Genomic DNA, 24,199 nt, shown 5'->3' with positions numbered 1-24,199 from the left:
CCAGACCCTTATGAGTCATTCTCCTTTTCGTTAATTTTTTAGTACATTAAAATACCTTGCCTCCGGATGGGCAAATACCATTGCTGAAACTGATGCTTCCGGTTCCATCATGAAGCCGTCCGTAAGATAAATGCCAATATCCTCAGGCTGAATCAGCTTGAATAGCTTTCTTTGGTCCTCAAGGTCCGGGCAGGCCGGATATCCGAATGAATATCGCTGGCCTTGGTACTTGGCGGAAAAGCGTTCCCGCATTGTAAGGTCGACCGGATCTGGGAAGCCCCAGCGGTCCCTCATTTGCCGATGGATTAATTCGGCAAATCCTTCAGCTGTTTCTAATGCTAACGCCTGCAGGGCATGGCTCTCTAAAAAACGGCCTTTTTGTTTTAATTGTTCTGCCACCTCGCGAATTCCCCGGCCTGCTGTAACTGCAAAGAAGCCCACATAGTCCATTTGCCCGCTATCGACCGGTTTTAAATAATCAGACAGACAAAGGAACGGAGAAAATTCTTGCCTTGGAAACTCAAACTCTTCTATAATCTGATTTTGCTCAACCGGATCGTAAATATATATTTTATTGCCGTCAGACTGGGCAGGGAAAAACTGATAAACAGCAGCTGGAGTTATCCAATTATTATTCTTCGCTTCAACAATCAACCCATCGACAATTTCTTTTACCTTGACTGCTTTTTCATTACCTGCTTCAAGGAGCTTTGCAATGTTGCCTTTCACGCCAAGATGGTGTCCCAATAGCATCTGCTGATTAATATAAGGCTCAATATGAGAAAGGGAATAAGACGTTAATAAATGCCGCTTTGTATCCTTTGGGACAAATACCGGAACTTCTGTTGACACGGCTGATGAAGTCTTAACAGCTGTTGCTACAGCAGACCGTTCTTGGTAACTCGGCTGAATAGGCATAGATACTGTTTTTTCATGTTTTTCAGCAAGAAGCTTTTCATACTCTTCCGGATTTTGAAGCTTGTTAGCCAGTGAAAGACCATTCATGGCGTCTTTCGCATACAGTACAATTCCATCATATTCTTTTGAAATTTTTGTTTCTGTAAATTTTCTCGAAAGAGCCGCTCCTCCTACTAAAATTGGAATCGAAATTCCTGCTTTTTTCAAGTCATGGGCTGTAATCACCATTTGCTGCGCCGATTTCACAAGGAGACCTGATAGCCCTACTATATCAGGTTTTTCATTTTTGATCGCTTCAATCAGTTCGTTTGGTGCAACTTTGATGCCAAGATCGATAACCTCGTAGCCGTTATTGCTCAAGATTATGTCCACAAGGTTTTTTCCAATGTCATGAACATCTCCTTTTACCGTTGCCAGAATTATTTTTCCTTTTGTAGAAGTGGAAGTGTTTTTCTCCATAAAAGGCTCTAAAAAAGAAACTGCTGTTTTCATAACTTCGGCACTTTGCAGAACCTCTGCAACAATTAATTGATTGTCGTTAAAGAGCCTGCCGACTTCCTTCATCCCATCCATTAATGGTCCATTGATAATGTCGAGCGGGGAAGGGTAGGAATCTAACGCCAGCTCCAAATCTTGAAGCAATCCTTCCTTCGTTCCTTCAACAATGTAGTAGGAGAGGCGCTCCTCAAGTGTCATGTCGGGAAGGGTACTTTTTGCTTCTTTCTTTTTGTCACGGTAATATTCAGTGAATGCTGCTAATGATTCGTCTGTTGTTTCAAAAAGTAGCTTTTCTGCCATCGCTACTTCTTCTTTTGAAATGGAAGCGAATCGTTCAAGTTTTTCTGTATTGACAATCGCATAGTCCAAGCCAGCCTGTGTACAATGATAGAGAAACACGGAATTTAAAATTTCTCTTCCGACAGGGGGGAGGCCAAAGGAAACGTTGCTGATCCCAAGAATTGTTTGTGTTTCAGGAAAATTCTCCTTAATCATTCGAATCCCTTCAACGGTTGCTTTAGCGGATCCGATATACTGCTCATCACCAGTACCAACCGGAAAGACAAGGGGATCAAAAATAATATCTTGCGGTGAAATTTTGTATTTGTTCACTAGCAGTTCGTATGAACGTTCGGCAATTTCAAGCTTTCGTTCAGCCGTCACGCCCATTCCTTTTTCATCAATCGTTCCGACGACTACTGCTGCACCATACCGATGGATGAGGGGAGCAATTGCTTCAAACCGTTCCTCACCGTCTTCAAGGTTTATTGAATTAATGATTGCTTTTCCTTGTGTGTAAGTAAGTGCTTTCTCAATTACCCTTTCATCGGTTGAATCGATAACTAAAGGAACTTTGACTTTCTTGACAACTTCCTTTATAAAATTTTCCATATCCGCGAGCTCATCCCGATCCGGATCTGCAAGACAAATATCGATGACATGGGCACCGCTTTTAACCTGCGCTCTCGCAATCTCGGCTGCTTCCTCATATTTGCCTTCCTTGATTAAACGTTTAAACTTCCGGGAACCGATGACATTCGTCCGTTCACCGACCATAATCGGTCTAAAAGAAGGATCATCATATATTAACGGTTCAATACCTGACAATTTATGGGTGTTGTCTTGTTTAAGCAATCGAGGTTTGTAAATTTTCATAACATCCGCGATTGCCCGAATATGGTCAGGAGTTGTACCACAGCAGCCGCCGACAATATTCAGCCATCCCTGTTCTGCAAATCCCGCCAATTTTTGTGCCAGTATTTCGGGAGTTTCATGGTATTGTCCTTCTTCATCAGGCAATCCGGCATTCGGATAACAACTTACAGCAGTCGTTGCAAGGTTTGCCAACGAACGGATGTGATCCTGCATAAACTCTGGTCCTGTTGCACAATTTAACCCGACAGCTGCAGGTTTCATATGCTCAACTGAAATATAAAATGCCTCGATGGACTGTCCGGCAAGGGTTGTACCCATTGGTTCAATCGTTCCGGAAATGATCAACGGGAGAATTTTTCCTGTTTTTTCAAACGCTCTTTTAATTCCGATAAAACCCGCCTTTACATTAAGCAAATCCTGGCTTGTCTCCAATAATAATAGATCAACATTTCCATCAATTAATCCGATCGCCTGTTCTTCATATGAATCAGCAAGAGCTTCAAAAGTTGTACCGCCTGTTACACTCAATGTCTTCGTGGTCGGACCCATCGAGCCGGCAACAAAGCGGGGCCATTCCGGAGTTGAAAACCGGTCTGCCGCTTTCCGTGCAATCCGTGCGGCAGCTTTATTAATCTCATAGGCTTTATGTTCAAGCTGATACTCAGCAAGTACAATACTTGTGGCTCCGAACGTGTTTGTTTCAATAATATCTGCTCCGGCTTTTAAATATTCTATATGAATCGATTCGATTACTTCTGGAGCGGTTAAATTGAGGTGTTCATTACAACCATCATAAAGCTCCCCGCCAAAGTCTTCTGCAGTCAGGTTGGCTTGTTGCAGCATCGTTCCCATTGCGCCGTCCATAATGAGAATTCGTTGATTTAATTGATCAGTGAAAGATGCTTTGGACATAGTTGTTCCTCCTAACTAGATTCTCACTTTGACTTCGGGCATATTCCGCTAACTCGACAGTAAGCTCATATCGTAAAAATGGGGTAATCAGATAGATTCCGTTAAAAAGGTCCAGTGCTGCATCGATTAGCGATTTTGAAATATTAAGGCCTTCAAGGGCAGCTTGTTGAGGGTCATCCTTGAATTTTGCCATCCTGTCTCTAATGGTATCAGTTATTTTTATGCCGGGCACTTCATGATGCAGAAATTCAGCATTTTTACTGCTTATTAACGGCATAATTCCAACATAAATCGGTGCATTAATATGTTTAGTAGCTTCATAAACTTCTATTAGTTTTTCTTCTGAAAAAATCGGTTGAGAAATGAAATAATCTGCTCCAAACTTCATTTTCTTTTCAAGACGGCTTACTGCTTTTTCCAAAGACCTTACATTCGGGTTAAAAGCCGCAGCAACAGAAAAAGCTGCTTTCTGACCAAGATCCTTCCCGGAAATGGACAATCCTTCATTCAATTGCTTAATCATTTGAATTAATTCAAATGAAGACACATCGTACACGGACGATGCTCCCGGAAAATCACCAACCCGTGCCGGATCTCCGGTTACAGCGAGGATATCATGCAACCCCAATGTATGCAGTCCCATCAGATGTGACTGCAAACCGATAATATTCCGGTCACGGCAAGTAATATGAATAATCGAACGCAAGCCTATTTGTGTTTTTGTCAAATATCCTAAAGCAGAATTTGAGATGCGGGGGGAGGCAAGGGAGTTGTCAGCCAGTGTAATGGCATCTATACACGTTTCTTTCAGTGCCTTAGCCCCTTGAAAAAATTTTGTCGCATCCAATTTTTTTGGCGGATCAAGTTCAACGATGATGGATTTTCTCTCCTTTACGATATCCTGAAGGGGCGGATATTCTCTTTTTGCCTCTTCCGGCTGAATGATGATCTTCTTAGGTTTCTGCTTCACTGCTTTTTCCGTTACAGGCGGAGCATCGTGAAGTTCCGCTGCAAAGGCGCGTATATGTTCAGGTGTCGTTCCGCAGCAGCCTCCAAGCAATCTGACTCCTTGTTCTCTGAAAGACCGGGCCGATTTTTTAAAATAATCCGCATCCCCTTCATAATGGAATTTTCCATCGGTATATGCTGGTAAGCTGGCGTTTGGATATGCCGACAAGAAAGCACTCTTTGGAAGAGGGACTTCTTCAAGAGTTACAAGCATATGATGAGGACCAAGACGGCAATTAAGCCCGATGACATCTGCTCCTATGTCCTCTAATCGATTGAATGCTTCTGTTATCGGTGTCCGGTCCTGCATAATTCCAACCTCTTGCAGGGAAACCTGGGCGATAATCGGCAGGTCCGTTTCTTTTCTCGCAATCTGCAAAACAGTTTTTAATTCCTCAAGATCATAATAGGTTTCTAGTAAAATTCCATCGACTCCTTCTAACAGGAGGCAATATAATTGTTCACGAAAGCTTCTTTTTATTTCTTCTATTGGTATAGAATTCGGTTTTATGCCGCGATTGCCCCCGATCGTTCCCAGTATATATGCCCGGTTTTGTGCTGCTTTTTTGGCATTTCTTACAGCAGCGCTGTTGATTTCTTTTACAAAATCCTCAAGACCGTACCTCTTCAGCTTTAAATAATTGGCTGCATAAGTGTTTGTTTGAATCACATCAGCCCCTGCATCAATATAAGCCCGGTGTATATTTGTGATTTGCTCGGCCTGGGAAAGGTTCAGCTCTTCGAAACAGCAGTCTGTTCCATATGAATAAAGAAGTGTTCCCATCGCACCGTCGGCGATTAATATTTGATTTTCTAGTTTATTCAGGAAGCTCATTTCCTCCCTCCTCGTTGTACATAAATTTCCCTCTCATCGTAACAATTTTCATTTAAAGCAACAGTAAAGTCATTAATTAAGTCATCCGGATTTTCAAGCCCCACCGACAAACGAAGAAGATTGTTGCTGATTCCTCGTTTTTCTCTTTCAATTTGCGACATAGCCGCATGAGACATTTTCGCCGGATAGGAAAGAATTGATTCGACCGCCCCAAGACTTACGGCGAATACTGGGATTTGAACCTTTGATAAAAATGAACGAAGTACTTGTTCATTGATTAATTCAAAGGAAAGAACGGCTCCCGGCCCTTTTGCCTGTTCAGTTTGCAAAACATATTGCGGGTGGCTTTTCAGTCCGGGATAATAAACCTTTTCCACTAATGGATGATCTTCCAAAAATGACGCAATCTTTTTTGCTGATTTGATCGATTGTTCAAGGCGGACATGCAGCGTTTTTAAACCACGCAGAACTAGCCATGCATCTTGAACTCCTAGAACTGCACCAAATGAATTTTGTAAAAAGGCAAGCTTTTCGGCCAGAATTTCATCTTTAACCACTGCCAACCCTGCTACGACATCACTATGCCCTGACAAGAATTTGGTTGCACTGTGGAGTACGACATCTGCTCCCAATGTAAGGGGTTTTTGCAGAGCAGGGGTTAAAAACGTGTTATCAACAAATGTTAAGGCATCGTTTTCCTTCGCGATTTTGCTGATTGCTTTAATATCCGTCACTTTTAGCAATGGATTTGACGGTGTTTCAATATAAAAAACTTTTGTATTAGGGCGTACCGCTTGGCGAACTGCTGAAATATTTGTCATATCGACAAATGTGTGCTCGATTCCATATCTGGTTAAAACTTGTGTTACGATCCTGAAAGTACCTCCGTAAACATCATCAGAAAGGATGACATGATCTCCTTGGGAAAGAAGGAGAAAAGCGGTGGATATGGCTGCCATTCCAGATGAAAAAGCAAATCCTCTCGTTCCTTCTTCCAAGTCTGCAATGACTTCCTCAAGTGCTTCGCGAGTTGGATTTAAGCTGCGGCTGTAATCATATTTTCCAAATTGATCTATGTGAAATTGATGAAAAGTAGATGCATGCTGAATAGGCACACTTACCGCACCGGTTACTGGATCGATTTTTTGCCGATTGTGAAGAAGCGATGTTTCAAAAGAAAATGTTCCTTGTCCATTCATACTGCAACCACCTTCCTTGCATTTACAAATGCCTGCTCCAAATCTTCTATTAAATCGTGAACATCTTCAATTCCTACCGAAAACCTTAATAAACGATTACATACTCCGTTTTCCAGCCGGATTTTTTCCGGGATATCTGCATGAGTCTGCGTGGCAGGGTAGGTGATAAAGCTTTCTACTCCTCCGAGGCTTTCCGCAAAAGTGATAAGGGAAAGACTTTGCAAAAACGGATTTACCCATGATTCATCTTTCATTCGGAATGAAACCATCCCGCCTTTTCCGGGATAAAGGACGTCAATGACTGCTTCATGCTCAGTAAGATAGGATACAATTGCTTTTGCATTTTCTTCATGTTTCTTCATCCTAAGAGACAAGGTTTTCATTCCTCGCATTAACAGCCATGAATCAAATGGACTAAGGACAGCCCCGGCAGCATTATGATAAAGTGCAAGGGACTCGCACAGTTCTTTTCCTTTTGCAACAATGAGTCCGGCAAGTACATCATTATGGCCGCCAAGGTATTTTGTCGCACTGTGAATGACGATGTCCGCGCCAAGGGCTAAAGGCTGCTGCAGCAAAGGAGTGTAGAACGTATTGTCCACAATCAGCAATAAATCATGCTTTTTAGCAATCTTTGAAACTGATGAAATATCGGTTTGTTCCATGAGGGGATTTGTCGGAGTTTCCAGGAAGATAGCTTTTGTTTGAGGAGTAATTTGACTCTCAAGCTCTTCCGGACAACACGTATTTACATATTTACAGTGCAATCCCCATTTCTTAAAGCCTTGCTCCAATAAACGGTATGTTCCTCCATATAAATCTTTGCTCACAATCCATTCATCACCGGATTGAAATAAAGACAGAATGGTAAGAATGGCTGCCATTCCGGAACTGCAGGCAAAACCTTGATCCCCTTTTTCTAAATCGGCAATTGCATTTTCAAGAAGCTGTCTTGTCGGATTTCCTGTGCGGATATAGTCATATCCGGTTGATTGTCCAATGCCCTCATGCCGATAAGCGGTTGAAAAATAAACTGGCGGGTTTACCGTTCCTGTTGCTTTTTCACTTCGATTGCCGATTTGTGCAAGAATCGTGTCTACTTTATACATGACCATCACTCCTTCTTATGTAGGAAAAATAAAAAAAGTCTTCTTTGATAAGAAGACTTTTGTATGCAGTGAACACAATCGTCTTCTTATCTTTCAAGTTCATAAGAACTTGCTGGAATTAGCACCTTTTCAATGTCGAAGTAACATTGAAGGTTGCTGAGGCTTCATTGGGCCAGTCCCTCAACCTCTCTTGATAAGAAATCCTCAATATTAAATTTTATATAAACATTACTATACTTAATTGTATTCTGTCAATTGCCTTTTTGCATAATTTTCAAAACTTTTTATTTTTATAAGGTTGAATTTTTGAACAAAGTATATTAAACTTACTAACAACCATTTAATCACACTAATTTGATAGGAATTTAATGAAATTTAATTAACTGAGGTGAAAGGAAGGTTAGGCGAAAATTGGATCATTCTGCAATAATTAAAGTTGATTGTGTAAGTAAGAGTTTTTCGAACAGAGGGCAAACAGAACAAGTTTTACAGCAAGTCTCGTTTGATTTAGAAAAGGGGGAGATAATTTCAATACTCGGTGAGAGCGGATGCGGAAAAAGCACTCTCTTAAATGTAATCGGAGGTTTTGAACAAGCAGACAGCGGAAAGGTTCTTTTGGATGGACATATAGTGGAGCGGCCAAGCAGGCGGTGTGTAATGTTATTTCAAAATTATGGACTGTTGCCTTGGCGGTCGGTGCTTAAAAATGTGGAATTAGTATTAGAAGATGATGCAAAAATACCTGCAAATGAACGAAGAGAACAGGCTTTTCATTATTTAAGATTAGTCGGACTTCATGACAAAGCCAATCTCTTTCCCCATCAGTTGTCAGGAGGGATGCAGCAGCGGGTTGCACTTGCAAGAGCGCTTGCCATTCAACCGGAATTAATCTTAATGGACGAACCGTTTGCTGCTTTAGATACGTTTAACCGTTATTATTTACAAGATGAACTATTACGTCTTCAGGACAAAGAAAAAACAACCGTAATCCTAGTGACGCATGATATTGATGAAGCAATCTATTTATCGGATCGGATTCTGATCATGAGCGCAAATCCGGGACGAATCCGCAGAGAAATAATAATTAACACCTCAAGACCGAGAGATCGAAGTCATCAAGACTTTCAACATTTCCGAAAAATCATCTTTGAAGAGTTTCATTTCAATCGTCCTGCACTGCCAATGGAATACAGTATCTAATTTTTTTAGAAAAATAAACCATACAGATCTATTAAATTTACGGAAAGTTGTTGTGAGTTAAAATTTTCGAATATTTTCTTCATATAATTTTTTATCATATCGGTTGGACAATTTTTTTTATAAAAAGGGGGTTATTTCAATGAAGAAAAAATTAATGAGAGCTTTTGCTTTATCATTGCTCATAATGAACCTTATTATTCTTTCAGCCTGCGGGTCAAATCAATTATCTTCGGGAAGCAGCGGCGGCGGGAAACGTACAATTAAAATAGGGTACTTGCCGATCACTCATGCATTGCCATTGTACATCGAAGAAGAGACGGGCAAGAAAAACTTTAAAAATATCAAGCTTGAACTTGTGAAATTTGGATCGTGGCCTGAATTAATGGACGCTCTGAATACAGGAAGGATTGATGGAGCTTCTGTTCTTGTACAACTTGCGATGAAAGCAAAAGAACAAGGGATTGATTTAAAAGCAGTAGCATTGGGGCATAGAGATGGAAATGTTCTCGTAACTTCAAAAGATATCAATCGTGTGGAGGACCTAAAAGGAAAAAATTTTGCCATCCCTCACAAATTTTCTACTCATAATATATTACTCTATCAAATGCTTAAAAAAGCAGGGCTTCAATACGATGATGTGAATGTGATTGAACTTCCGCCTGCAGAAATGCCGGCAGCTCTTTCCGAAGGCAGAATTTCCGGTTATGTCGTGGCAGAGCCATTTGGTGCCTTGTCCGTTGCTAAGGATAAAGGAAAAGTACTGTTCCAATCCCAAGATTTATGGGTAAATTCCGTGTGCTGTGCCCTCGTTTTAAGAAATGAATTTATTCGAAAAGAGAATAAAGCTGCTCAAGAGTTAGTGAATGAATATATAAAAGGGGGAGAAATGGCTGAGTTGAAAGATGAACGCACTCATAAAATTTCTTCAAAATATATGAAAGTGGATAAAAAGGTATTGGATTTATCATTCCAATGGATTTCATATGATGATTTAAGATTGAACGAAAGCTCATATGAGGAATTGAGAAAGTACATGAACGAAACAGGCCTGTCAAAAAATCCTCCAACCTATGAGGAGTTTGTTGATAATTCATTAATTGATAAAGCGATGTGATCAAATGGATAAATTGAAAAAACTATTCAATGTCTTGATAGGGTTAGTGTTATTAATTGCTGTATGGCAAGCGCTTATTTTTATTGGAAAATATGACGAGGTTCTCTTTCCATCTCCTTTAAAAGTGTGGGAAGGCATTTTAACGCTCATTAAAGATGGAACTATTTTCATTCATTTTCAAGTAAGTTTAATGAGATTTTTGATTGGATATCTCTTAGCTGTTGTTACAGCAGTTGTATTAGGGTTAATTTTAGGACGGCTCAAGAAATTGTGGGATATTCTTGATCCTATTGCGCAAGTGTTGAGGCCGGTTTCGCCTATTGCATGGTCTCCTTTTATAGTTCTGTGGTTCGGAATCGGTGATATACCGGCAATTGTCATCATTTTTATTGCTGCATTTTTTCCAGTTTTACTTTCCACTGTTTCAGCTGTGAGAAAAGTAGATAAGATGTATTTGAAAGTTGCACAGAATTTTGAAATTAAACAATCTCAATTATTGAGAAAAATCATTTTTCCTGCTTCATTTCCGTATATTGCGAATGGTCTTCATATTGCAGTGGGTACAGCATGGATATTCCTTGTTGCCGGAGAAATGGTTGGTGCACAGTCGGGGCTGGGTTATCTGATTGTTGATGCCAGAAATTCTTTAAGACTGGATCTTGTATTAGCAGGAATTATCTTTATCGGTGTTTCCGGATTGATTCTGGACAGGGCAATCGGATTATTTGAGAAATGGATCCAAAAGCAATGTGGGCGGTCAAGTTCGGCTTCGAATTAATAGCTCATACTCTCTGTTTTGTAAAACATTAATAAGAGGCTGTCTCATAGGGGTCTGACCCCCTTTGAGACAGCCTCTAATACACGTAATCCTTTAATAAGATGATAGCGGCTTGCGTTCATTGAATTCAATCTCTGCAACAACGAGATCGTCCACATTTTTTTCACAATGCGGGCAATAATAGGCGATTTCTATTTCATGCTGGCACGATTGGTGCACGATTTTCTTGTAGCATTTTTTCAAATGGTTTCTTCCCCAAAGAATCAAAGCGTTAAAGACATCCTCCAGATCCTTCCCGCTTTCTGTCAATGTGTATCTGTATCTTGGCGGATGTTCAGAGTAAAGGGTGGAAGTGACAAGTCCGGTTTCCTCCAAATATTTTAAACGGTCCGATAAAAGATTAGAGGAAATACCGTCCAATGACTTTTTTATTTCGTTAAAGGTCGTATGTCCCAGCAATATCTCGTGAACAATTAACAAAGTCCAACGATCACCAATGATATTCAGTGATTGAGCAATATTACATGGCAAATGATACGTATTTTTCATAAAGAAAACCTCCAATTATCACATTTTTTTAAATAATAACATATTTCTTTTTTTAAAGGTTGTTTTTTTGAACTTAGTGTAATAAAATTACTAACAATAACAAAATTCCATTAATTAGGTCGGAAAAGTAAGAAAGTCCATAAAACTTTCAGGACAATCCCGATCGATTAATTGGAAGGTCAAAATGTGATTTAATAAGGAGGAAATCAAAATGACGCTTTATTTAGTGGAATCCATTTTAAACGGTGCAGTAAAAGATAAGGAGAGTTTTGAAAAAAAGGTTTCTGACATTCAAGAAGCTGTCAGCAAGAAAAATGCGAGTATCATTGAAATCCAAGTATCAAAAGACTTTTCAAGAGCATTTTTCATTTTCGACAGTGAAGATCGAAATACTGTAAATGATAGTTTAAGAGAGTTAGGGATTCCGATTACTCTTATTAAACAAGTACGGCTTGTCGGCCAAGATTTAGAAGAAGTAAAGAAACAAAAAGATGCAGTGAATTACCTTGTTGAATGGAATCTTCCTGAAAATTTGACAATGGATCAATATCTGGACAGAAAGAAAACGAACTCCGTACACTATGCTGAAGTACCTGATGTTTCATTCGCGAGAACATATGTATGCGAAGATATGACAAAGTGCCTATGCTTTTACGATGCTCCCGATGAAAGAACAGTCAAAAAAGCTCGCGAAGCAGTTAAAGCTCCAATTGATACAATTACAGAAATTTTACCTCAAAAATAAATCAGTTAGTTTGGAATCATAAAAAAAGTTTGTCGGTTAAAGTCTGCAGGTTATTATGAGAGTTTCTGAAAGCTCCGGAACCACATTGCCGGAGCTTTCAATCGATGATTTTCATTGATAAAATGAAATCTCCTTCATGTTTAGGTTATCCAATTAAGTGTTAGAGAGGAGAATTCAAAGTTGGCAATAAAGGAATTGAAAGAAATAAAGGTTTTGGAAGATTTAATCGCAAATCTATTGAAGCCTTATGTAAGAAAAATTGATTGCGAAGCCTATTATCCCCGCGATTTCTTAATGGAGCTTGGAAAATCCGGTCTTTTGCGCTCACAAGGTTTAGATGAAAAAGAATTCCGTTTCCGGGAAGTGCGTGTAGTCGAAGAGATCGCGAAAGTATGTATGACGACAGCGTTTAACTTATGGTGCCACTTAGCTTCATTAACATATTTACGGAAAAGCGGCAATCCTTTTTTGAAAAATGAACTTTTACCTTCGCTTGAAAACGGAAAATTGCTCGGAGGAACTGGTTTGTCTAACCCGATGAAATACTATGCCGGCATTGAATCTCTTCATTTAAAAGCGAAGCGTACTGCAGGAGGATATATTGTTTCCGGCCAATTGCCGTCCGTGTCCAATTTAGGACATGATCATTGGTTCGGAATCATTGCATCGGTAAATGAGCAAGAACGGATCATGGCATATGTTCCATGTCATGCAAAAGGTCTAAAGTTAAAAGAAAAGCTCGAGTATTTAGGAGTTAATGGAAGCGCTACTTACGCATGCTCATTTCATGATGTGTTTATCCCTGATGACTGGATTATTGCGCAACAGGCAGACGAATTCGTCAAAAAAATCCGTCCTGCTTTTGTACTCTATCAAATACCTTTAGGACTTGGCGTAATAGAAGCTTCCATCCAGTCTATCGAAAAAGTGTGCAACAAACAAGGCGGATGCAATCATTTTTTAGACATTCAACCAGATGAGTTATTGAGTAACGTAAACCCTCTCAAGGAAAAAGTGTATCATTTATCTGAATTTTCCGATCCGGGGAAACATTGGAAAGAATTATTGCAGGTTCGATTAGATGTTGTATATTTAACTTTAAAAGCTGTTCAAACCGGTATGCTGCATCATGGCGGTGCAGGCTATTTACAAAAAAGTGATCCATCCCGAAGATTAAGAGAATCATATTTCCTTGCCAATTTAACTCCTACCGTAAAACACTTGGAAAAAATGATACAAAGCTTTGTCTTTTGAATTAAATTGGCTTGTTTGCATTCAAATTTCCATAGAATTGAAAACTTTAAACAAGCTGTTTCAAAATTTTTTTGTTTTAAAACATATTAAAACGCTCGTTTTACTTTGTCTTAAAACTCAAAGAAAAAGAATGCAAACAAAGATCAAATGGCAGCGAAAGGAGAAAGAGATCTGGGGAAATAGATAAGAAATAACAATTTGATTTCCTGGATTGATTTGTAGTGTTTCTCATGAGCCGGCAAGTATTCCCGAATTAAGTAAATGTTGAAGGATCAATTCAAACGGATCCGGATTGGCTGTTATCAAAGATCAAATAAAGAATAATAGGCGGGTGAGGGAGACTCACCCCGCCTTTAATTAAGTTAGCACAACAAGACTATAAAATAGCATGATATTAAAGCAGCTGACGAAGCTCATCAGTCATTTGCTCGACTAACTCCGGTCTTCCGTGAAACTGAGCCGGTGTATTCTGAAAGAGCACGGCTTGCCAGTTGCCGTCGCGATTCGCAGCAACGAGTGTGTGATGCGTGTTTACTTTTGGATTAATGTCTGACTGCCCTGGCGGCACCATGCCTGCGATCGCACGCAGGACGGCAACTTCCGGACTCAAAAAACGTATGTTTTTGATTTTTACCACGAAGGGAGCAGTGGGGTGGTCGGCAAAGATTGGTTCAAGATGTGAAATGATCTCTTCCTTCCCTATGACCTGGCTTCCATCGAATCCAATGAGTTCTCCATCCTCAGCGAACGGCTCAGCCATTGCATTTGCATCGCGCTTGTTCCAGCCATCTATAATTTGTTGATAGAGTTCGCGTACCTCAGTCTCTTGTCCTTTTGAACTGCTTTTTGACACTTCCATCTCTAAGCACTCGCTTTCATGTAATTAATAAACGCAATTATAGATTATTTTATCTATTTTTCAGGAGAACGAAAACCGGCTAAAACGGCTTCTTTTTCCGTACAGAACCAAACTTCCGGCTTCGTTTGCTCATACCATGGCGAATCAGGGGTATGATAGATTTTTTCGCCATTTGAACTAATGTTCCCTTTTATTTTACATCCTCGTTTTGATTTTGGAGAGACATTATGTACTTCTATGCCTTGCTTGTCACTATTTTCTGAAGCCTCATCAAACATCTCAGGATGAAACCCGTCTTCTTGGGAGTAGTTTTCTATCTTCCAAATTCCAATGCCTTCTTGTTGAGCTTTTTCTTGTATGGCTCGGAACTGATCTACATATCGTGTGTTAGGAGGGTATACATATGCCACTCTGGCTAAACCATTTTTTAACAACTCCTCTTGAATCATTTTTCCATCGACATGCACATATGCCAACAAGCGGCCGTATTTATCCCGGTTCGGACCGATATCAAATTCGAGCTCGATTGTTTTGGCTTTTTCAACTAAATCTCGCGTAAACATCTTCGCTTCCTTTCCATAAGGTTGTTCACCAAGCCGGGGATGGGATGTTTCGGGAGTATCAACAAGTAAAAATCGGACTGTTTCAGGTCTGCCATCATAAATGACACCTATTGTATCACCGTCATAAAGCTCATTAAATTCAACTTGAATTCGCTTCGATTCACGTGAGTTTGAACATGACGCAAGGATTAAAAATATTCCAATGATTGTAATAGAAAAGAGTATTTTTTTCATTATTTCACTTTCCTCGAAAATAACTATAACTAGTTTTATACAAATTCATCATAACATATGTTGTTTCAAATACGTAAGTATGTTCGTGTTTTTCTTTTTCAAAAACAGCTGTTGTTATTTTTCTGTCTGGAACATACAAAAAACCATCCTTTTCTAAAGAAATTTATAGAATAAGAATGGTTTATTTTCGATTAAAACATTTTCATCTCTTTTTTGAACTTATGAAACGGTTCTTTCCCTTTAAATGTCTGCTAATATGTCACGTTCATTACGATTTTCATCGAAAGTTAAAGCTTTATCTGCGGGCAAATACGACTCCCCGTACCATTTTTTATCTTTATACGTATGAATCATTTGATATGTCTTTTTCATTCTCTCGAATATGCTTTCTTCACTTTCTTCCGTTGGCGACCAATACAAGATTTCCATTTGATTGACTTCGTTTGTCGCTAACGAACGACGATGATATCCGATCGATTGAGCATGCTCAAACCCTTCTCGTTTATAAAAACGGAGTCTTTTTTCCGTATCACTGTCTTCATAATCAACCGGCTCCACTTCTAAAATAATCGGTTTGCCTTTCTTCTTGAGTTTTTCAATCAATTGACGGCCTAGTCCCTGTCCTCTTGATTTTTTGGACACAAATAAATAATCAATAAATATAAAATCATCAAACTCGGCGTACATCATCACGTGATTGGGACCTTCATCTTTATTGTAAATATCTCCTCGTTCTTTTAAGAGCGCCTCGATATGCTCCTCTGACTTCATCTCTTCAATCGGAAAATATTGACTCAGTTTTTCGTACCAGTTCATTTTTTCCTCCTAAAAATGTTTATTTGAACAGCTATGTTAAAGGATTTTGGTGTTATTGTCAAACTATATCAAGATTTTAGGCTTATAGTTTTTCATTTAATTCTTTCCGGAAGCAGGCCGGCAATAGTGGCTGCCAAAATTTTTGCAGCGAAATTAATTTAAGTTTCCTTATCATCTTAAAAATTCAAAAAGGAAAAAACTGCACTAAAAAAGAATATTTAAATGTGAATGGAGGCGATTTTAATGAAAGCAATAAATGAATGTTCAGCTTGTGGAAATAAAGAGATTGTCCAAGGAAAATTTCAGTACGAGGCGAGAGTTCAGCCAATCAATAAGAAATTTTCCACGGGTTCGGACGTTCTTGTAGACTTTTGTTCAAACTGCGGCTTAATTTTATTAATGAAAGTCGAGAATCCCGAAAAATTTAAATGATTTGCAAATTATTTCTTGGGAAAGCGCAGAATCAGACAAACTCAAACTTTTGCTTTAGCGTTTTTTGTAAGAAGATGCAGGGAAAATTCAAAGTTTGTCGGAAATGCCGTTTTGAATTGTCGGTCATTGTCACATGTTCTATGATGAATCGACTATTTTTGTAAAAATCCTAATGGATTATTGGTGGAAATAACAAATTTCTAAAAAATTTGAGAAATTTTAGAGGAAATAATCACTTTGTAGGGCAATAAAAGAATACGACTTTAAATAGAGCTCCCAAAACAAAAAATGTGCTGTATTTTATTCGACAAGTACGAATTTCCAAAGCGATTCAATATCTTGACACTTCGGATAAAACCATTTCAGAAATTTCCTTGGCAGTAGGCATTCCCAATACAGCTTATTTTATAACGTTGTTTAAGAAAAAAACGGGTTATACGCCTGTCGATTATCGACAATTAATTAGCAATAAACAACGACGGAGGTGTTAAATAGTGTTGTCAAAAAATAGTCAAATCGTTTTTTGGACTATGTTTTTGTATGAACAATGGCAAATGTATATAACTGCGACATCAAAAGGGCTTTGTTACGTAGGTTCCCCTAATAAGCCATTTGAAGAGTTGTCCAATTGGGTAAAGAAACTCTTGCCGAATAGTGTGTTGCTGCAGGATGATGAGAAATTGCAGCCTTATGCAGATGAATTAACAGAATACTTACGTGGGCAGCGCAAGACCTTTGTACAGCCTCTTGATTTATTCGGTACACCATTTCAGTTATCAGTGTGGAACGCATTGCGCGAAATTCCGTATGGACAAACCAAATCTTACTCGGAAATCGCAGCTCATATTCAAAAACCGTCTTCGGTACGCGCTGTTGGAGCAGCTATTGGTGCTAATCCATTATTAATTATGATACCTTGTCATCGGGTTATCGGTAAAAATGGAACACTAACAGGTTATCGGGGCGGATTGGAGATGAAGAAGCACCTGCTGCAGCTGGAAAGTGAAAGGTCGCTTATAAAAAGGAGACTTCTGCTGCCCAATAGCATTACTGTGTAAATTGAACGTATTACTGCGTTGCGACGAAGTATATTGACAACTATTTGTTCTAATTCCTCTTTTAGAAACTGAACAATCAAAACGGAAAAAACTGTGGATACAAACAATTTTGCTGGAAACGTATAAGAAAGCAACCTTCATTACAAATTATAAATTCAAAAACGGTTTAGAGGAGTTGTTGTTCGATGCCTTTTATTAACGTAAAGATGGCTAAAGGGCGAACTGTAGAACAAAAACAAAAGTTCGTTGAAGCAATAACAAAAGCATCTGCTGAAATACTAAATGTGAAAGAAGAATGGGTTACAGTAGTCTTCGATGAATATGAAAGAGAAAGTTGGGCATCTGGTGGCACACTTCACTCCATAAAATTTGGTGAAGGCTACGGGAAGATAGGGGCTGAATAATTATCTTCTGTCATCTTGTTCAATAAAAAAACCAAGTTAACGAAATAGCTAAATTAAAAAACAATCAACAATTTAAGTGGATATTAGGTAACTTCGCGATTATTTATAAAAAAAGATTTTTCACCAAAATAGAGATTGGCAATGCTTGTATTTTCATATTGAACTATTCTGTCGACAGAAAGAGATTTAAACTGAAATTGTATAATTGAATAAGAAAATATAAAACTGTATGAAAATTAAAGCTGATCCGAATTCGTGTATAAATTTGGATCAGCTTTTTTCCATTTGTATCATCTTAATTATTTTTCAAAAAGCAGAAATATATGTTGCATTAAACTAATAACATTAGTTATTATTAAACTAACGTTATTAGTTTAAAAGGAGCGGGGAGTGGCTATGAAAGTAACAAAGGAAAAAACTGTTTACCAATTGACATTTTTACCCGGCTTTTTTCCTGTAAATTGCTATTTGATTGAAGAGGAAAAAGATTTAACGCTTATTGATGCAGCGCTTCCTTTCAGCGTGAAAGGCATTTTAAGATCTGCTTCATTAATTGGGAAACCAATTGCGCGAATTATTTTAACCCATGCGCATGAAGACCATGTTGGTGCTCTTGATGGATTAAAAAATGCTCTTCCAAATGCAAAAGTATATATTTCTAAAAGAGATGCCCGTTTACTGACAGGGGATAAATCTTTAGATCCCGCAGAACCGAATACTCCCATCCGTGGCGGTGTTCCTCAAAACTTGAAGACAACTCGTGCAGATGTTCTCCTTGAAGACGGAGATCATATCGGATCACTATTAGCGATCAGCTCTCCCGGGCACACACCCGGTTCCATGGCTTTCTTAGACACAAGAAATAACAGCCTGATTGCAGGTGATGCTTTTCAAACAAAAGGGGGAATTGCCGTTGCCGGGAAGGTACAGCCGCTTTTTCCGTTTCCGGCGATGGGAACATGGAATAAAATGATTGCTCTCGAAAGCGCCCGAAAGCTGCTAAAATTAAAGCCAACTCTGCTGGCAACAGGCCATGGCCGAATGATCGTTCATCCGGAAGAAGCTATGAAAACAGCAATAGCAGAAGCAGAAAAAATTTTCATTTAAATGGAAAATAGGTGAAAACAACTATACATGAAGCGTTCATCATATATCGAAAGGAGATAGCAACAATGTCACCGAGAACAGGTCTCGACATGCCGACTATTTTACGGAATGCAGCAGAAATTGCAGATCAGGAAGGAATTGAGGCGGTAACACTTGCATCACTGGCAAAAAAACTGAACATACGACCACCATCATTGTATAACCATTTTGACGGATTAACAGGTTTGCGAAAACATTTAGCTATTCACGGTTTAGAACGTCTTTATGAAAAATTGTCATATGCAGCCATTGGAAGATCCGGAGATGAAGCGGTCTATCGACTAGGGATCGCTTATGTCGATTTTGCACGCACACATCCCGGTTTATATGAAGCAACATTGCTGGCACCTGATCCGGCTGATCAAGATGTTCAGCAAGCCGGTCAAAAAATTGTTGATCTCGCCACGCGTGTGTTAAGTGTTTATGGCTTGAAAGATGATGCAGCTCTTCATGCTGTAAGGGGACTGCGGAGTATTTTGCATGGATTTGCTTCTTTGGAACAAAGAGGGGGCTTTGGTCTTCCACTAAGTCTGGATAAAAGCTTGAGCCTGCTGATCCAAGCCTTTCTAGCCGGAATTCATGTCATGAAGCAAAACGGAGAGGAATAGACAATAAAAGGGAAGTGAGTTTAATGGCCGTAATAAAATTATTAAATCTTGCGCTCAGATTTGTACTTGAATTATGCGCGCTGGCTGCATTGGCATATTGGGGATATCAAGCAGGGAAAAGCCCAATTTTAAAAATAGGGCTTGGAGCAGGTACTCCTCTTTTGGCAGCCTTAATTTGGTCAACATTTGGCGCTCCCGGTTCCTCAATGGAGCTTTCTGAACCATTACGATTTCTGTTGGAGTTCGTCATTTACGGTACGGCAGCAGCAGCTTTGTTTGCAAGCGGTCATACTAATTTGGCACGTACATTCATTTTGTTAGTTATCATTAATAGCTTGTTAATGTTTTACTGGAAACAATAAACAAGAGGCTGTCTCAAACCTCCATGGCATATCAGCCACCACGATGAATGAAAATGTTTTCGACCTTTGACCTGCAATTTATTAATGAAATTAGCGGGTCAAAGGTCGTTGCTTTTTTTTGCTTTTTACCGGACATTTTCGTATAAAAAGCCTAAGGGTCAGACCACATAACACAGTATATAGGACATAATGTTGGATAAATGTGCTATATATTGATAAATGCATATGAGGTCAGACCCTTATGAGACAGCCTCTTCATCATTAAAGTTACCTTTGATAATCCCGATTCTCATTACTTCTGAATTAAATTCAAAAACTGTCTTGTCCGTTCTTCTTTCGGGTTTGTAAAAATATCCTCCGGTTTTCCTCTTTCAATGATAACACCGCCGTCCATGAAAATAACTTCATCAGCGACCTCTTGGGCAAACCGCATTTCATGTGTAACGACTACCATTGTCATTCCTTCGTTGGCAAGGTCCTTCATAACTTTCAAAACTTCACCGACAAGTTCCGGGTCGAGAGCCGAGGTAGGTTCATCAAAAAGCATTACCTTTGGCTCCATGGCAAGTGCTCTGGCAATGCCGACGCGCTGCTGCTGGCCGCCTGAAAGCTGGTAAGGGTAATCATTTAATTTATCTCCAAGACCTACCTTTGTTAACAATTGTTCTGCTTTTTTTCTGGCAGATTCTTTCGATTGTTTTTTAACAGTGATTGGCCCTTCCATCACATTTTCCAAAGCTGTCATATGTGGAAAGAGATTATAGCTTTGAAAAACCATTCCGGTTAACCGCCTGAATGCGGCGATCATATTTTTTGAAACAGGCTTTGAAAAGTCCATTTTCTGATTTTCAATTGTAATTGAACCTTTTGTCGGCATTTCTAAAACATTTAAACAACGAAGGAGCGTCGTTTTTCCTGAACCGGATGGACCGATAACCACTACAACTTTCCCTTTCTCAACTGCAAGATCAATACCTTTTAATACTTCAAGCTTGTCGAATTGTTTGTATAAGCCGTTTATTACAATCATTTTGTAATCTCCCTCCCTTATTACCTTGAGACATAACGGTCAAGCCGTGCTTCAATTTTTCCTTGTATAATCGAGAGGAAGAAGCAGATGACCCAGTAAATAATGGCGGCTTCTGTGTAAAGAAGCAAAAATTCATAGTTCGTTGAGGCGATTTCCTGGGCTTTTCTAAACATCTCCGTTACGAGAATCAAAGATGCGAGAGATGTATCTTTCACCAAACTAATGAAAGTATTGGACAAAGGCGGTATCGAAACCCTTGATGCCTGAGGGAGGATAATCCTCTTTAATGCCTGTGAATACGTCATCCCAATTGAATATGCAGCTTCCCATTGTCCTTTTGGAATCGATAAGATGGCGGCCCGTATGATTTCCGAAGCATAAGCTCCGACATTTAATGAAAACCCGATTATCGCAGATGGGAGTGGATCAATGACAATTCCAATTGTCGGAAGGCCATAAAAAATAATAAATAATTGTACCAACAAAGGAGTGCCGCGAATGGCAGAAACATACACTCCGGCAATCAGCTGAAGCGGTTTAATGCTGGAAATGCGTGCAAGAGCTGTTAGGATGGCTAAAACTAATCCAATGAAAAAAGAAATCAGTGTAAGCGGAACTGTATAATAAATAGCTCCCTTCAGTAAAGGCTGAAGGGAACTTTGGGCAATCTCAATTAATCTTGATGTTCTGTCTGGATCCTCAATCATTCTATTTAAGTACATTTTCGCCAAACCATTTCTCGGAAATTTTTAAGTATGTGCCATCTGTAATCATCTCTTGCAACGCTTTGTTTACTTCTTTTACAAGTGGATCGCTGCCTTTTCTAAACATTAATCCGCTCTGGGAGGCATCTTTATGTGTCGCAACAATTTTGATCGGTGCATTTGGTTTGTGCTTTTTAAAATCTAAAAAGGAAAGCTTATCATTGATCGTTACATCAACCCGTTTGGAATTCAGCAATTCAATTGCCTGATTGAATCCCTCAACCCCGACAAGTTCGGCTCCATATGACTTGGCAAGGTCTGCATAATTGCTGGTCAAGGACTGTGCTGACTTTAATCCTTTTATATCTTCAAAACTTTTTACTTTATTATTGTCTTGATGTGTAATAAGAACAGCAGCGGATGTAATATACGGGTCTGAAAAATTATATTTTTCCTGACGGTCAGGCCGAATTCCGACTTGATTTGCAATCATATCAAATCGTTTTGAATCTAATCCTGCAAACATGGCATCCCATTGAGTTTCCATAAAAACAGGCTTCACACCGAGGCGTTTTGCGACTTCTTTGGCAATTTCGACGTCAAATCCGGTAAGCTCGCCATTTTTATCATGAAAAGTGAAAGGGGGATAAGTTCCTTCTGTCCCAATCAATAATTTTCCTTCCTCTTTCACTTTGGCCAGCAAGTCACCGTCTTTTGTTCCACCGCCGCCAGCAGTGTTATTTTCTGCCGTTTTTTGATTTTCATTCGCATTGTCATTAGCTGTCCCGCATCCAGCTAATGAAAGAGCAAAACTTAATAATAAGACCAAAAACAATAATATTTTTTTCAAGTTTTTTCCCCCAATTCTTATCTTTTTAATCGGCATTTGATATTATAGTATAAGGAACATTTGCTGTCAAAGAATGTTTTCCATTGTTAACATGTCCAATTAAAACCAAAAAAATTATACATTCTCGGCACGAAAAAAGCTCACTTTTCCAGGTGAGCTTTTTATTGTAATGGTTCGCTTAAATAAGGTGTTAGTTTTTCCATCGTGATTTTCAGTTTTTCAGCATTTTTCCTGTACATTTTTTTTGCTTTTTCAGAATCGGTTTCAAGAGCGAAAAGCTCGAGATCTGCTTGTGCTTTTTTGATCATAGCAAGTAATAGCGGACGCGCTTGAGGGGAGGGTACGTTGATTTTGTCATCAAAAATATCAACAGTTAATTCCCCGTAAGAATCAACTTGAGCCATAAATACATTTTCAAGAAGAACTCCCAATTTCTCTAATTCAATGTTAAGCCATTTTCGTGTTTTACCTGCGGACGAAAGAGCGTCATCCAGTATTTGACCGTCCATTATTACCGTTTGAGGCACTTTTTCTTGAGCAACCTGCAAATTAACGTCTTTAGGTGTAAGCGGCTGATTTTCTTTTTTCAATAGTACACTTAATTCCCCATTTGGTTCTAACACAGCAAATTCAACATCAGCGACATTAAACACATCTTTCTGCCGAAGCAAAGCCGACATATCGTCAATCGTATATTTTTCTTTCTTTAAATTATCTTCGAGTATCTTTCCGTCTTGGATAAGAACAGTGCTTTTTCCTTCAACAATGTCGCGAAATTTTTTGCTTTTTAATGCGAAATAATCCACAGCAAATGTTGTGATACCAAAAGTGAGGATACCAATCATTCCATAAAACATGCTATCTTCGAGGCCCATAATGACTTCTCCGGCAATGCTTCCGATCGTAATTCCGGAAACATATTCAAAAAACGACAGTTCTGAAATTTGCTTTTTTCCGATTATTTTTGTCAATAAAAATAAAATCGTAAGAAATAAGATGGAACGTATAATAATTTCCAGCCACTCCGGCACTGTTTTTTACCTCCCCCGGATCAGGAATTTTTGTATTGAGGCTCTTCAAATTCAATTTCATTTTTTCGGATCTCTAAATCGTTTTTCACTTCTTGCATCACTAACATGCATTCATGAAAAACCCGCTGTGCCTTTTCGTCTTGAGAATTTAATGCAAAATTTGATAATTGGGTTTCAATGCCTCTTAAAGTTGCGAGCAATTGGTTAACGTTTGAAGCGATAGTCATCGTTTCATCTTCCTATCTATTTCATGATAACTTAAGATCATAAATCTATAATGAAAAGGGAGGCTGACTCATAAGGGTCTGACTCCCTCCGACATGACAATATAAAATAGTTTTATTTATGTTTCTCTATATGATGTATTGGAGGGGTCTGACCCGTCAGCCTCATTTTTTTACTGATTGTATTGAGGCTCTTCCTGAATAATTTCCTGAAGGCGCGGTTCAATACTGTCAATGATGGATTGAGTTTGCTTTGCGGCACTTTGATACAATTGCTTTGCATTTTTGTTATCTGTACCGAGGGCAAATGTTTCAAAACTTGCTTGTGCACTTTTTAATCCTGCTATTGTTTGCTTCAATTGATTTCCTACTGTCATATTGCAACCCTTCTTTCTTCGTTTTAAGTATTTGTTACAAAACGTAGTATGTCTTTTCTTAAATTTCTTATGTATTTTTTAAAAACGGAATTTCCTGGTGTTAAGAAATGCAAGGGTAAAAAGATACCGCGAGATAAAGAAAAGGTTCATTTTTTTGTTTACGAAAGTAATCATAATATTATTATGTTAACTAAATCAGAATGAAGCCGTATCGTCTGAAAAAGTTC

At 38.9% G+C, this 24,199-nt stretch carries 26 protein-coding genes and 1 riboswitch; of the genes, 12 read left to right on the top strand and 14 right to left on the bottom strand.

Annotated elements, in window-relative coordinates; translation table 11 throughout:
• Positions 1-30: 30 nt before the first annotated feature.
• The 4 genes from metH to PB1_RS10900 are packed head-to-tail and all read right to left on the bottom strand — an operon-like array spanning position 31 to position 7,634.
• Positions 31-3,483 carry a methionine synthase gene (gene metH, locus PB1_RS10915; protein WP_004436484.1) on the bottom strand — a complete coding sequence of 1,151 codons (3,453 nt, stop codon included), beginning with the start codon at positions 3,481-3,483 and terminating at the stop codon, positions 31-33.
• Positions 3,461-5,326, bottom strand: a complete 1,866-nt coding sequence (locus tag PB1_RS10910; protein WP_004436482.1) for a bifunctional homocysteine S-methyltransferase/methylenetetrahydrofolate reductase — start codon at positions 5,324-5,326, stop codon at positions 3,461-3,463. Before PB1_RS10910 ends, metH begins: the two co-directional genes overlap by 23 nt.
• Positions 5,323-6,525, bottom strand: coding sequence for a cystathionine beta-lyase (gene metC / locus PB1_RS10905; protein WP_004436480.1), 1,203 nt, complete (start codon positions 6,523-6,525; stop codon positions 5,323-5,325). The genes PB1_RS10910 and metC overlap by 4 nt, the downstream gene beginning before the upstream one ends.
• On the bottom strand, positions 6,522-7,634 hold the full coding sequence (locus tag PB1_RS10900) for a methionine biosynthesis PLP-dependent protein (protein WP_004436477.1): 1,113 nt from the start codon (positions 7,632-7,634) through the stop codon (positions 6,522-6,524). The genes metC and PB1_RS10900 overlap by 4 nt, the downstream gene beginning before the upstream one ends.
• Before the next feature lie 83 nt (positions 7,635-7,717).
• Positions 7,718-7,834: riboswitch (SAM riboswitch) on the bottom strand.
• Positions 7,835-8,045: 211 nt separating this feature from the next.
• Here PB1_RS10900 and PB1_RS10895 point away from each other — a divergent pair.
• The 3 genes from PB1_RS10895 to PB1_RS10885 all read left to right on the top strand — a co-directional run bounded on the left by PB1_RS10895 (position 8,046) and on the right by PB1_RS10885 (position 10,726).
• Positions 8,046-8,834 carry an ABC transporter ATP-binding protein gene (locus PB1_RS10895; protein WP_004436475.1) on the top strand — a complete coding sequence of 263 codons (789 nt, stop codon included), beginning with the start codon at positions 8,046-8,048 and terminating at the stop codon, positions 8,832-8,834.
• Between the two features lie 139 nt (positions 8,835-8,973).
• Entirely contained in the window at positions 8,974-9,948 is a 975-nt protein-coding gene (locus PB1_RS10890) for an ABC transporter substrate-binding protein (protein ID WP_004436473.1), read from the top strand.
• 4 nt (positions 9,949-9,952) lie between these two features.
• A complete protein-coding gene (locus PB1_RS10885) occupies positions 9,953-10,726 on the top strand; it encodes an ABC transporter permease (RefSeq protein ID WP_034645565.1) in 774 nt (257 codons plus the stop codon).
• 93 nt (positions 10,727-10,819) lie between these two features.
• On the opposite strand, the gene PB1_RS10880 is transcribed toward PB1_RS10885, so the two are convergent.
• Positions 10,820-11,275 (bottom strand): winged helix-turn-helix transcriptional regulator, encoded by a 456-nt coding sequence (locus PB1_RS10880; protein WP_004436470.1) that lies wholly within the window; start codon positions 11,273-11,275, stop codon positions 10,820-10,822.
• Between the two features lie 211 nt (positions 11,276-11,486).
• On the opposite strand from PB1_RS10880, the gene PB1_RS10875 reads away from it, so the two are divergent.
• Both PB1_RS10875 and PB1_RS10870 read left to right on the top strand, forming a co-directional pair.
• Positions 11,487-12,020 (top strand): DUF4242 domain-containing protein, encoded by a 534-nt coding sequence (locus tag PB1_RS10875; protein ID WP_004436468.1) that lies wholly within the window; start codon positions 11,487-11,489, stop codon positions 12,018-12,020.
• Between the two features lie 180 nt (positions 12,021-12,200).
• On the top strand, positions 12,201-13,274 hold the full coding sequence (locus PB1_RS10870) for an acyl-CoA dehydrogenase family protein (protein ID WP_004436467.1): 1,074 nt from the start codon (positions 12,201-12,203) through the stop codon (positions 13,272-13,274).
• 394 nt (positions 13,275-13,668) lie between these two features.
• Here PB1_RS10870 and PB1_RS10860 read toward each other — a convergent pair whose 3' ends face one another.
• The 3 genes from PB1_RS10860 to PB1_RS10850 form a co-directional block, all read right to left on the bottom strand.
• On the bottom strand, positions 13,669-14,133 hold the full coding sequence (locus tag PB1_RS10860) for an SgcJ/EcaC family oxidoreductase (protein WP_004436463.1): 465 nt from the start codon (positions 14,131-14,133) through the stop codon (positions 13,669-13,671).
• A 53-nt stretch (positions 14,134-14,186) separates the two neighbouring features.
• The gene (locus tag PB1_RS10855) at positions 14,187-14,930 is read right to left on the bottom strand and encodes a thermonuclease family protein (RefSeq protein WP_004436461.1); all 744 of its coding nucleotides are present in this window, start codon (positions 14,928-14,930) and stop codon (positions 14,187-14,189) included.
• Between the two features lie 240 nt (positions 14,931-15,170).
• Entirely contained in the window at positions 15,171-15,746 is a 576-nt protein-coding gene (locus tag PB1_RS10850; protein ID WP_004436458.1) for a GNAT family N-acetyltransferase, read from the bottom strand.
• Positions 15,747-15,989: 243 nt separating this feature from the next.
• On the opposite strand from PB1_RS10850, the gene PB1_RS10845 reads away from it, so the two are divergent.
• The 7 genes from PB1_RS10845 to PB1_RS10820 all read left to right on the top strand — a co-directional run bounded on the left by PB1_RS10845 (position 15,990) and on the right by PB1_RS10820 (position 19,756).
• Positions 15,990-16,178 (top strand): hypothetical protein, encoded by a 189-nt coding sequence (locus tag PB1_RS10845; RefSeq protein WP_004436456.1) that lies wholly within the window; start codon positions 15,990-15,992, stop codon positions 16,176-16,178.
• A gap of 290 nt (positions 16,179-16,468) precedes the next feature.
• Positions 16,469-16,669: a helix-turn-helix domain-containing protein gene (locus PB1_RS17030; protein ID WP_238533128.1), complete on the top strand. Its 201-nt coding sequence runs from the start codon at positions 16,469-16,471 to the stop codon at positions 16,667-16,669.
• Between the two features lie 3 nt (positions 16,670-16,672).
• Entirely contained in the window at positions 16,673-17,236 is a 564-nt protein-coding gene (locus PB1_RS10840) for a methylated-DNA--[protein]-cysteine S-methyltransferase (RefSeq protein WP_004436454.1), read from the top strand.
• A gap of 185 nt (positions 17,237-17,421) precedes the next feature.
• Positions 17,422-17,640 carry a tautomerase family protein gene (locus PB1_RS10835; RefSeq protein WP_004436452.1) on the top strand — a complete coding sequence of 73 codons (219 nt, stop codon included), beginning with the start codon at positions 17,422-17,424 and terminating at the stop codon, positions 17,638-17,640.
• Between the two features lie 396 nt (positions 17,641-18,036).
• Positions 18,037-18,747 (top strand): MBL fold metallo-hydrolase, encoded by a 711-nt coding sequence (locus PB1_RS10830; protein WP_004436450.1) that lies wholly within the window; start codon positions 18,037-18,039, stop codon positions 18,745-18,747.
• Positions 18,748-18,812: 65 nt separating this feature from the next.
• Entirely contained in the window at positions 18,813-19,394 is a 582-nt protein-coding gene (locus PB1_RS10825; RefSeq protein WP_004436448.1) for a TetR/AcrR family transcriptional regulator, read from the top strand.
• Positions 19,395-19,417: 23 nt separating this feature from the next.
• Positions 19,418-19,756: a YrdB family protein gene (locus tag PB1_RS10820; protein ID WP_004436446.1), complete on the top strand. Its 339-nt coding sequence runs from the start codon at positions 19,418-19,420 to the stop codon at positions 19,754-19,756.
• Between the two features lie 292 nt (positions 19,757-20,048).
• Here PB1_RS10820 and PB1_RS10815 read toward each other — a convergent pair whose 3' ends face one another.
• From PB1_RS10815 to PB1_RS10790, 6 genes are all read right to left on the bottom strand, one after another.
• Complete coding sequence (locus PB1_RS10815) at positions 20,049-20,786, bottom strand: amino acid ABC transporter ATP-binding protein (protein WP_004436444.1); 738 nt, start codon at positions 20,784-20,786, stop codon at positions 20,049-20,051.
• A 20-nt stretch (positions 20,787-20,806) separates the two neighbouring features.
• On the bottom strand, positions 20,807-21,508 hold the full coding sequence (locus tag PB1_RS10810; protein WP_004436443.1) for an amino acid ABC transporter permease: 702 nt from the start codon (positions 21,506-21,508) through the stop codon (positions 20,807-20,809).
• Positions 21,495-22,340 carry an amino acid ABC transporter substrate-binding protein gene (locus tag PB1_RS10805; protein ID WP_004436440.1) on the bottom strand — a complete coding sequence of 282 codons (846 nt, stop codon included), beginning with the start codon at positions 22,338-22,340 and terminating at the stop codon, positions 21,495-21,497. The genes PB1_RS10810 and PB1_RS10805 overlap by 14 nt, the downstream gene beginning before the upstream one ends.
• 161 nt (positions 22,341-22,501) lie before the next feature.
• Positions 22,502-23,371: a DUF421 domain-containing protein gene (locus tag PB1_RS10800; protein WP_004436439.1), complete on the bottom strand. Its 870-nt coding sequence runs from the start codon at positions 23,369-23,371 to the stop codon at positions 22,502-22,504.
• Between the two features lie 20 nt (positions 23,372-23,391).
• Complete coding sequence (locus PB1_RS10795; RefSeq protein WP_004436437.1) at positions 23,392-23,598, bottom strand: DUF1657 domain-containing protein; 207 nt, start codon at positions 23,596-23,598, stop codon at positions 23,392-23,394.
• A gap of 170 nt (positions 23,599-23,768) precedes the next feature.
• The gene (locus PB1_RS10790) at positions 23,769-23,972 is read right to left on the bottom strand and encodes a DUF1657 domain-containing protein (RefSeq protein ID WP_004436435.1); all 204 of its coding nucleotides are present in this window, start codon (positions 23,970-23,972) and stop codon (positions 23,769-23,771) included.
• Positions 23,973-24,199 lie beyond the last annotated feature (227 nt).

It is taken from the genome of Bacillus methanolicus PB1 (assembly GCF_000262755.1).
Taxonomy (GTDB): Bacteria; Bacillota; Bacilli; order Bacillales; family Cytobacillaceae; genus Bacillus_Z; species Bacillus_Z methanolicus.
This window is presented reverse-complemented; position numbering and strand designations above follow the sequence as displayed.

Bases quoted from the DNA above. Each gene is read 5' to 3' on its own strand.
- metH (WP_004436484.1), bottom strand. From the start codon at position 3,483: ATGTCCAAAGCATCTTTCACTGATCAATTAAATCAACGAATTCTCATT.
- PB1_RS10910 (WP_004436482.1), bottom strand. From the start codon at position 5,326: ATGAGCTTCCTGAATAAACTAGAAAATCAAATATTAATCGCCGACGGT.
- metC (WP_004436480.1), bottom strand. From the start codon at position 6,525: ATGAATGGACAAGGAACATTTTCTTTTGAAACATCGCTTCTTCACAAT.
- PB1_RS10900 (WP_004436477.1), bottom strand. From the start codon at position 7,634: ATGTATAAAGTAGACACGATTCTTGCACAAATCGGCAATCGAAGTGAA.
- PB1_RS10890 (WP_004436473.1), top strand. From the start codon at position 8,974: ATGAAGAAAAAATTAATGAGAGCTTTTGCTTTATCATTGCTCATAATG.
- PB1_RS10885 (WP_034645565.1), top strand. From the start codon at position 9,953: ATGGATAAATTGAAAAAACTATTCAATGTCTTGATAGGGTTAGTGTTA.
- PB1_RS10880 (WP_004436470.1), bottom strand. From the start codon at position 11,275: ATGAAAAATACGTATCATTTGCCATGTAATATTGCTCAATCACTGAAT.
- PB1_RS10875 (WP_004436468.1), top strand. From the start codon at position 11,487: ATGACGCTTTATTTAGTGGAATCCATTTTAAACGGTGCAGTAAAAGAT.
- PB1_RS10860 (WP_004436463.1), bottom strand. From the start codon at position 14,133: ATGGAAGTGTCAAAAAGCAGTTCAAAAGGACAAGAGACTGAGGTACGC.
- PB1_RS10855 (WP_004436461.1), bottom strand. From the start codon at position 14,930: ATGAAAAAAATACTCTTTTCTATTACAATCATTGGAATATTTTTAATC.
- PB1_RS10850 (WP_004436458.1), bottom strand. From the start codon at position 15,746: ATGAACTGGTACGAAAAACTGAGTCAATATTTTCCGATTGAAGAGATG.
- PB1_RS10845 (WP_004436456.1), top strand. From the start codon at position 15,990: ATGAAAGCAATAAATGAATGTTCAGCTTGTGGAAATAAAGAGATTGTC.
- PB1_RS10835 (WP_004436452.1), top strand. From the start codon at position 17,422: ATGCCTTTTATTAACGTAAAGATGGCTAAAGGGCGAACTGTAGAACAA.
- PB1_RS10830 (WP_004436450.1), top strand. From the start codon at position 18,037: ATGAAAGTAACAAAGGAAAAAACTGTTTACCAATTGACATTTTTACCC.
- PB1_RS10825 (WP_004436448.1), top strand. From the start codon at position 18,813: ATGTCACCGAGAACAGGTCTCGACATGCCGACTATTTTACGGAATGCA.
- PB1_RS10820 (WP_004436446.1), top strand. From the start codon at position 19,418: ATGGCCGTAATAAAATTATTAAATCTTGCGCTCAGATTTGTACTTGAA.
- PB1_RS10815 (WP_004436444.1), bottom strand. From the start codon at position 20,786: ATGATTGTAATAAACGGCTTATACAAACAATTCGACAAGCTTGAAGTA.
- PB1_RS10810 (WP_004436443.1), bottom strand. From the start codon at position 21,508: ATGTACTTAAATAGAATGATTGAGGATCCAGACAGAACATCAAGATTA.
- PB1_RS10795 (WP_004436437.1), bottom strand. From the start codon at position 23,598: ATGACTATCGCTTCAAACGTTAACCAATTGCTCGCAACTTTAAGAGGC.
- PB1_RS10790 (WP_004436435.1), bottom strand. From the start codon at position 23,972: ATGACAGTAGGAAATCAATTGAAGCAAACAATAGCAGGATTAAAAAGT.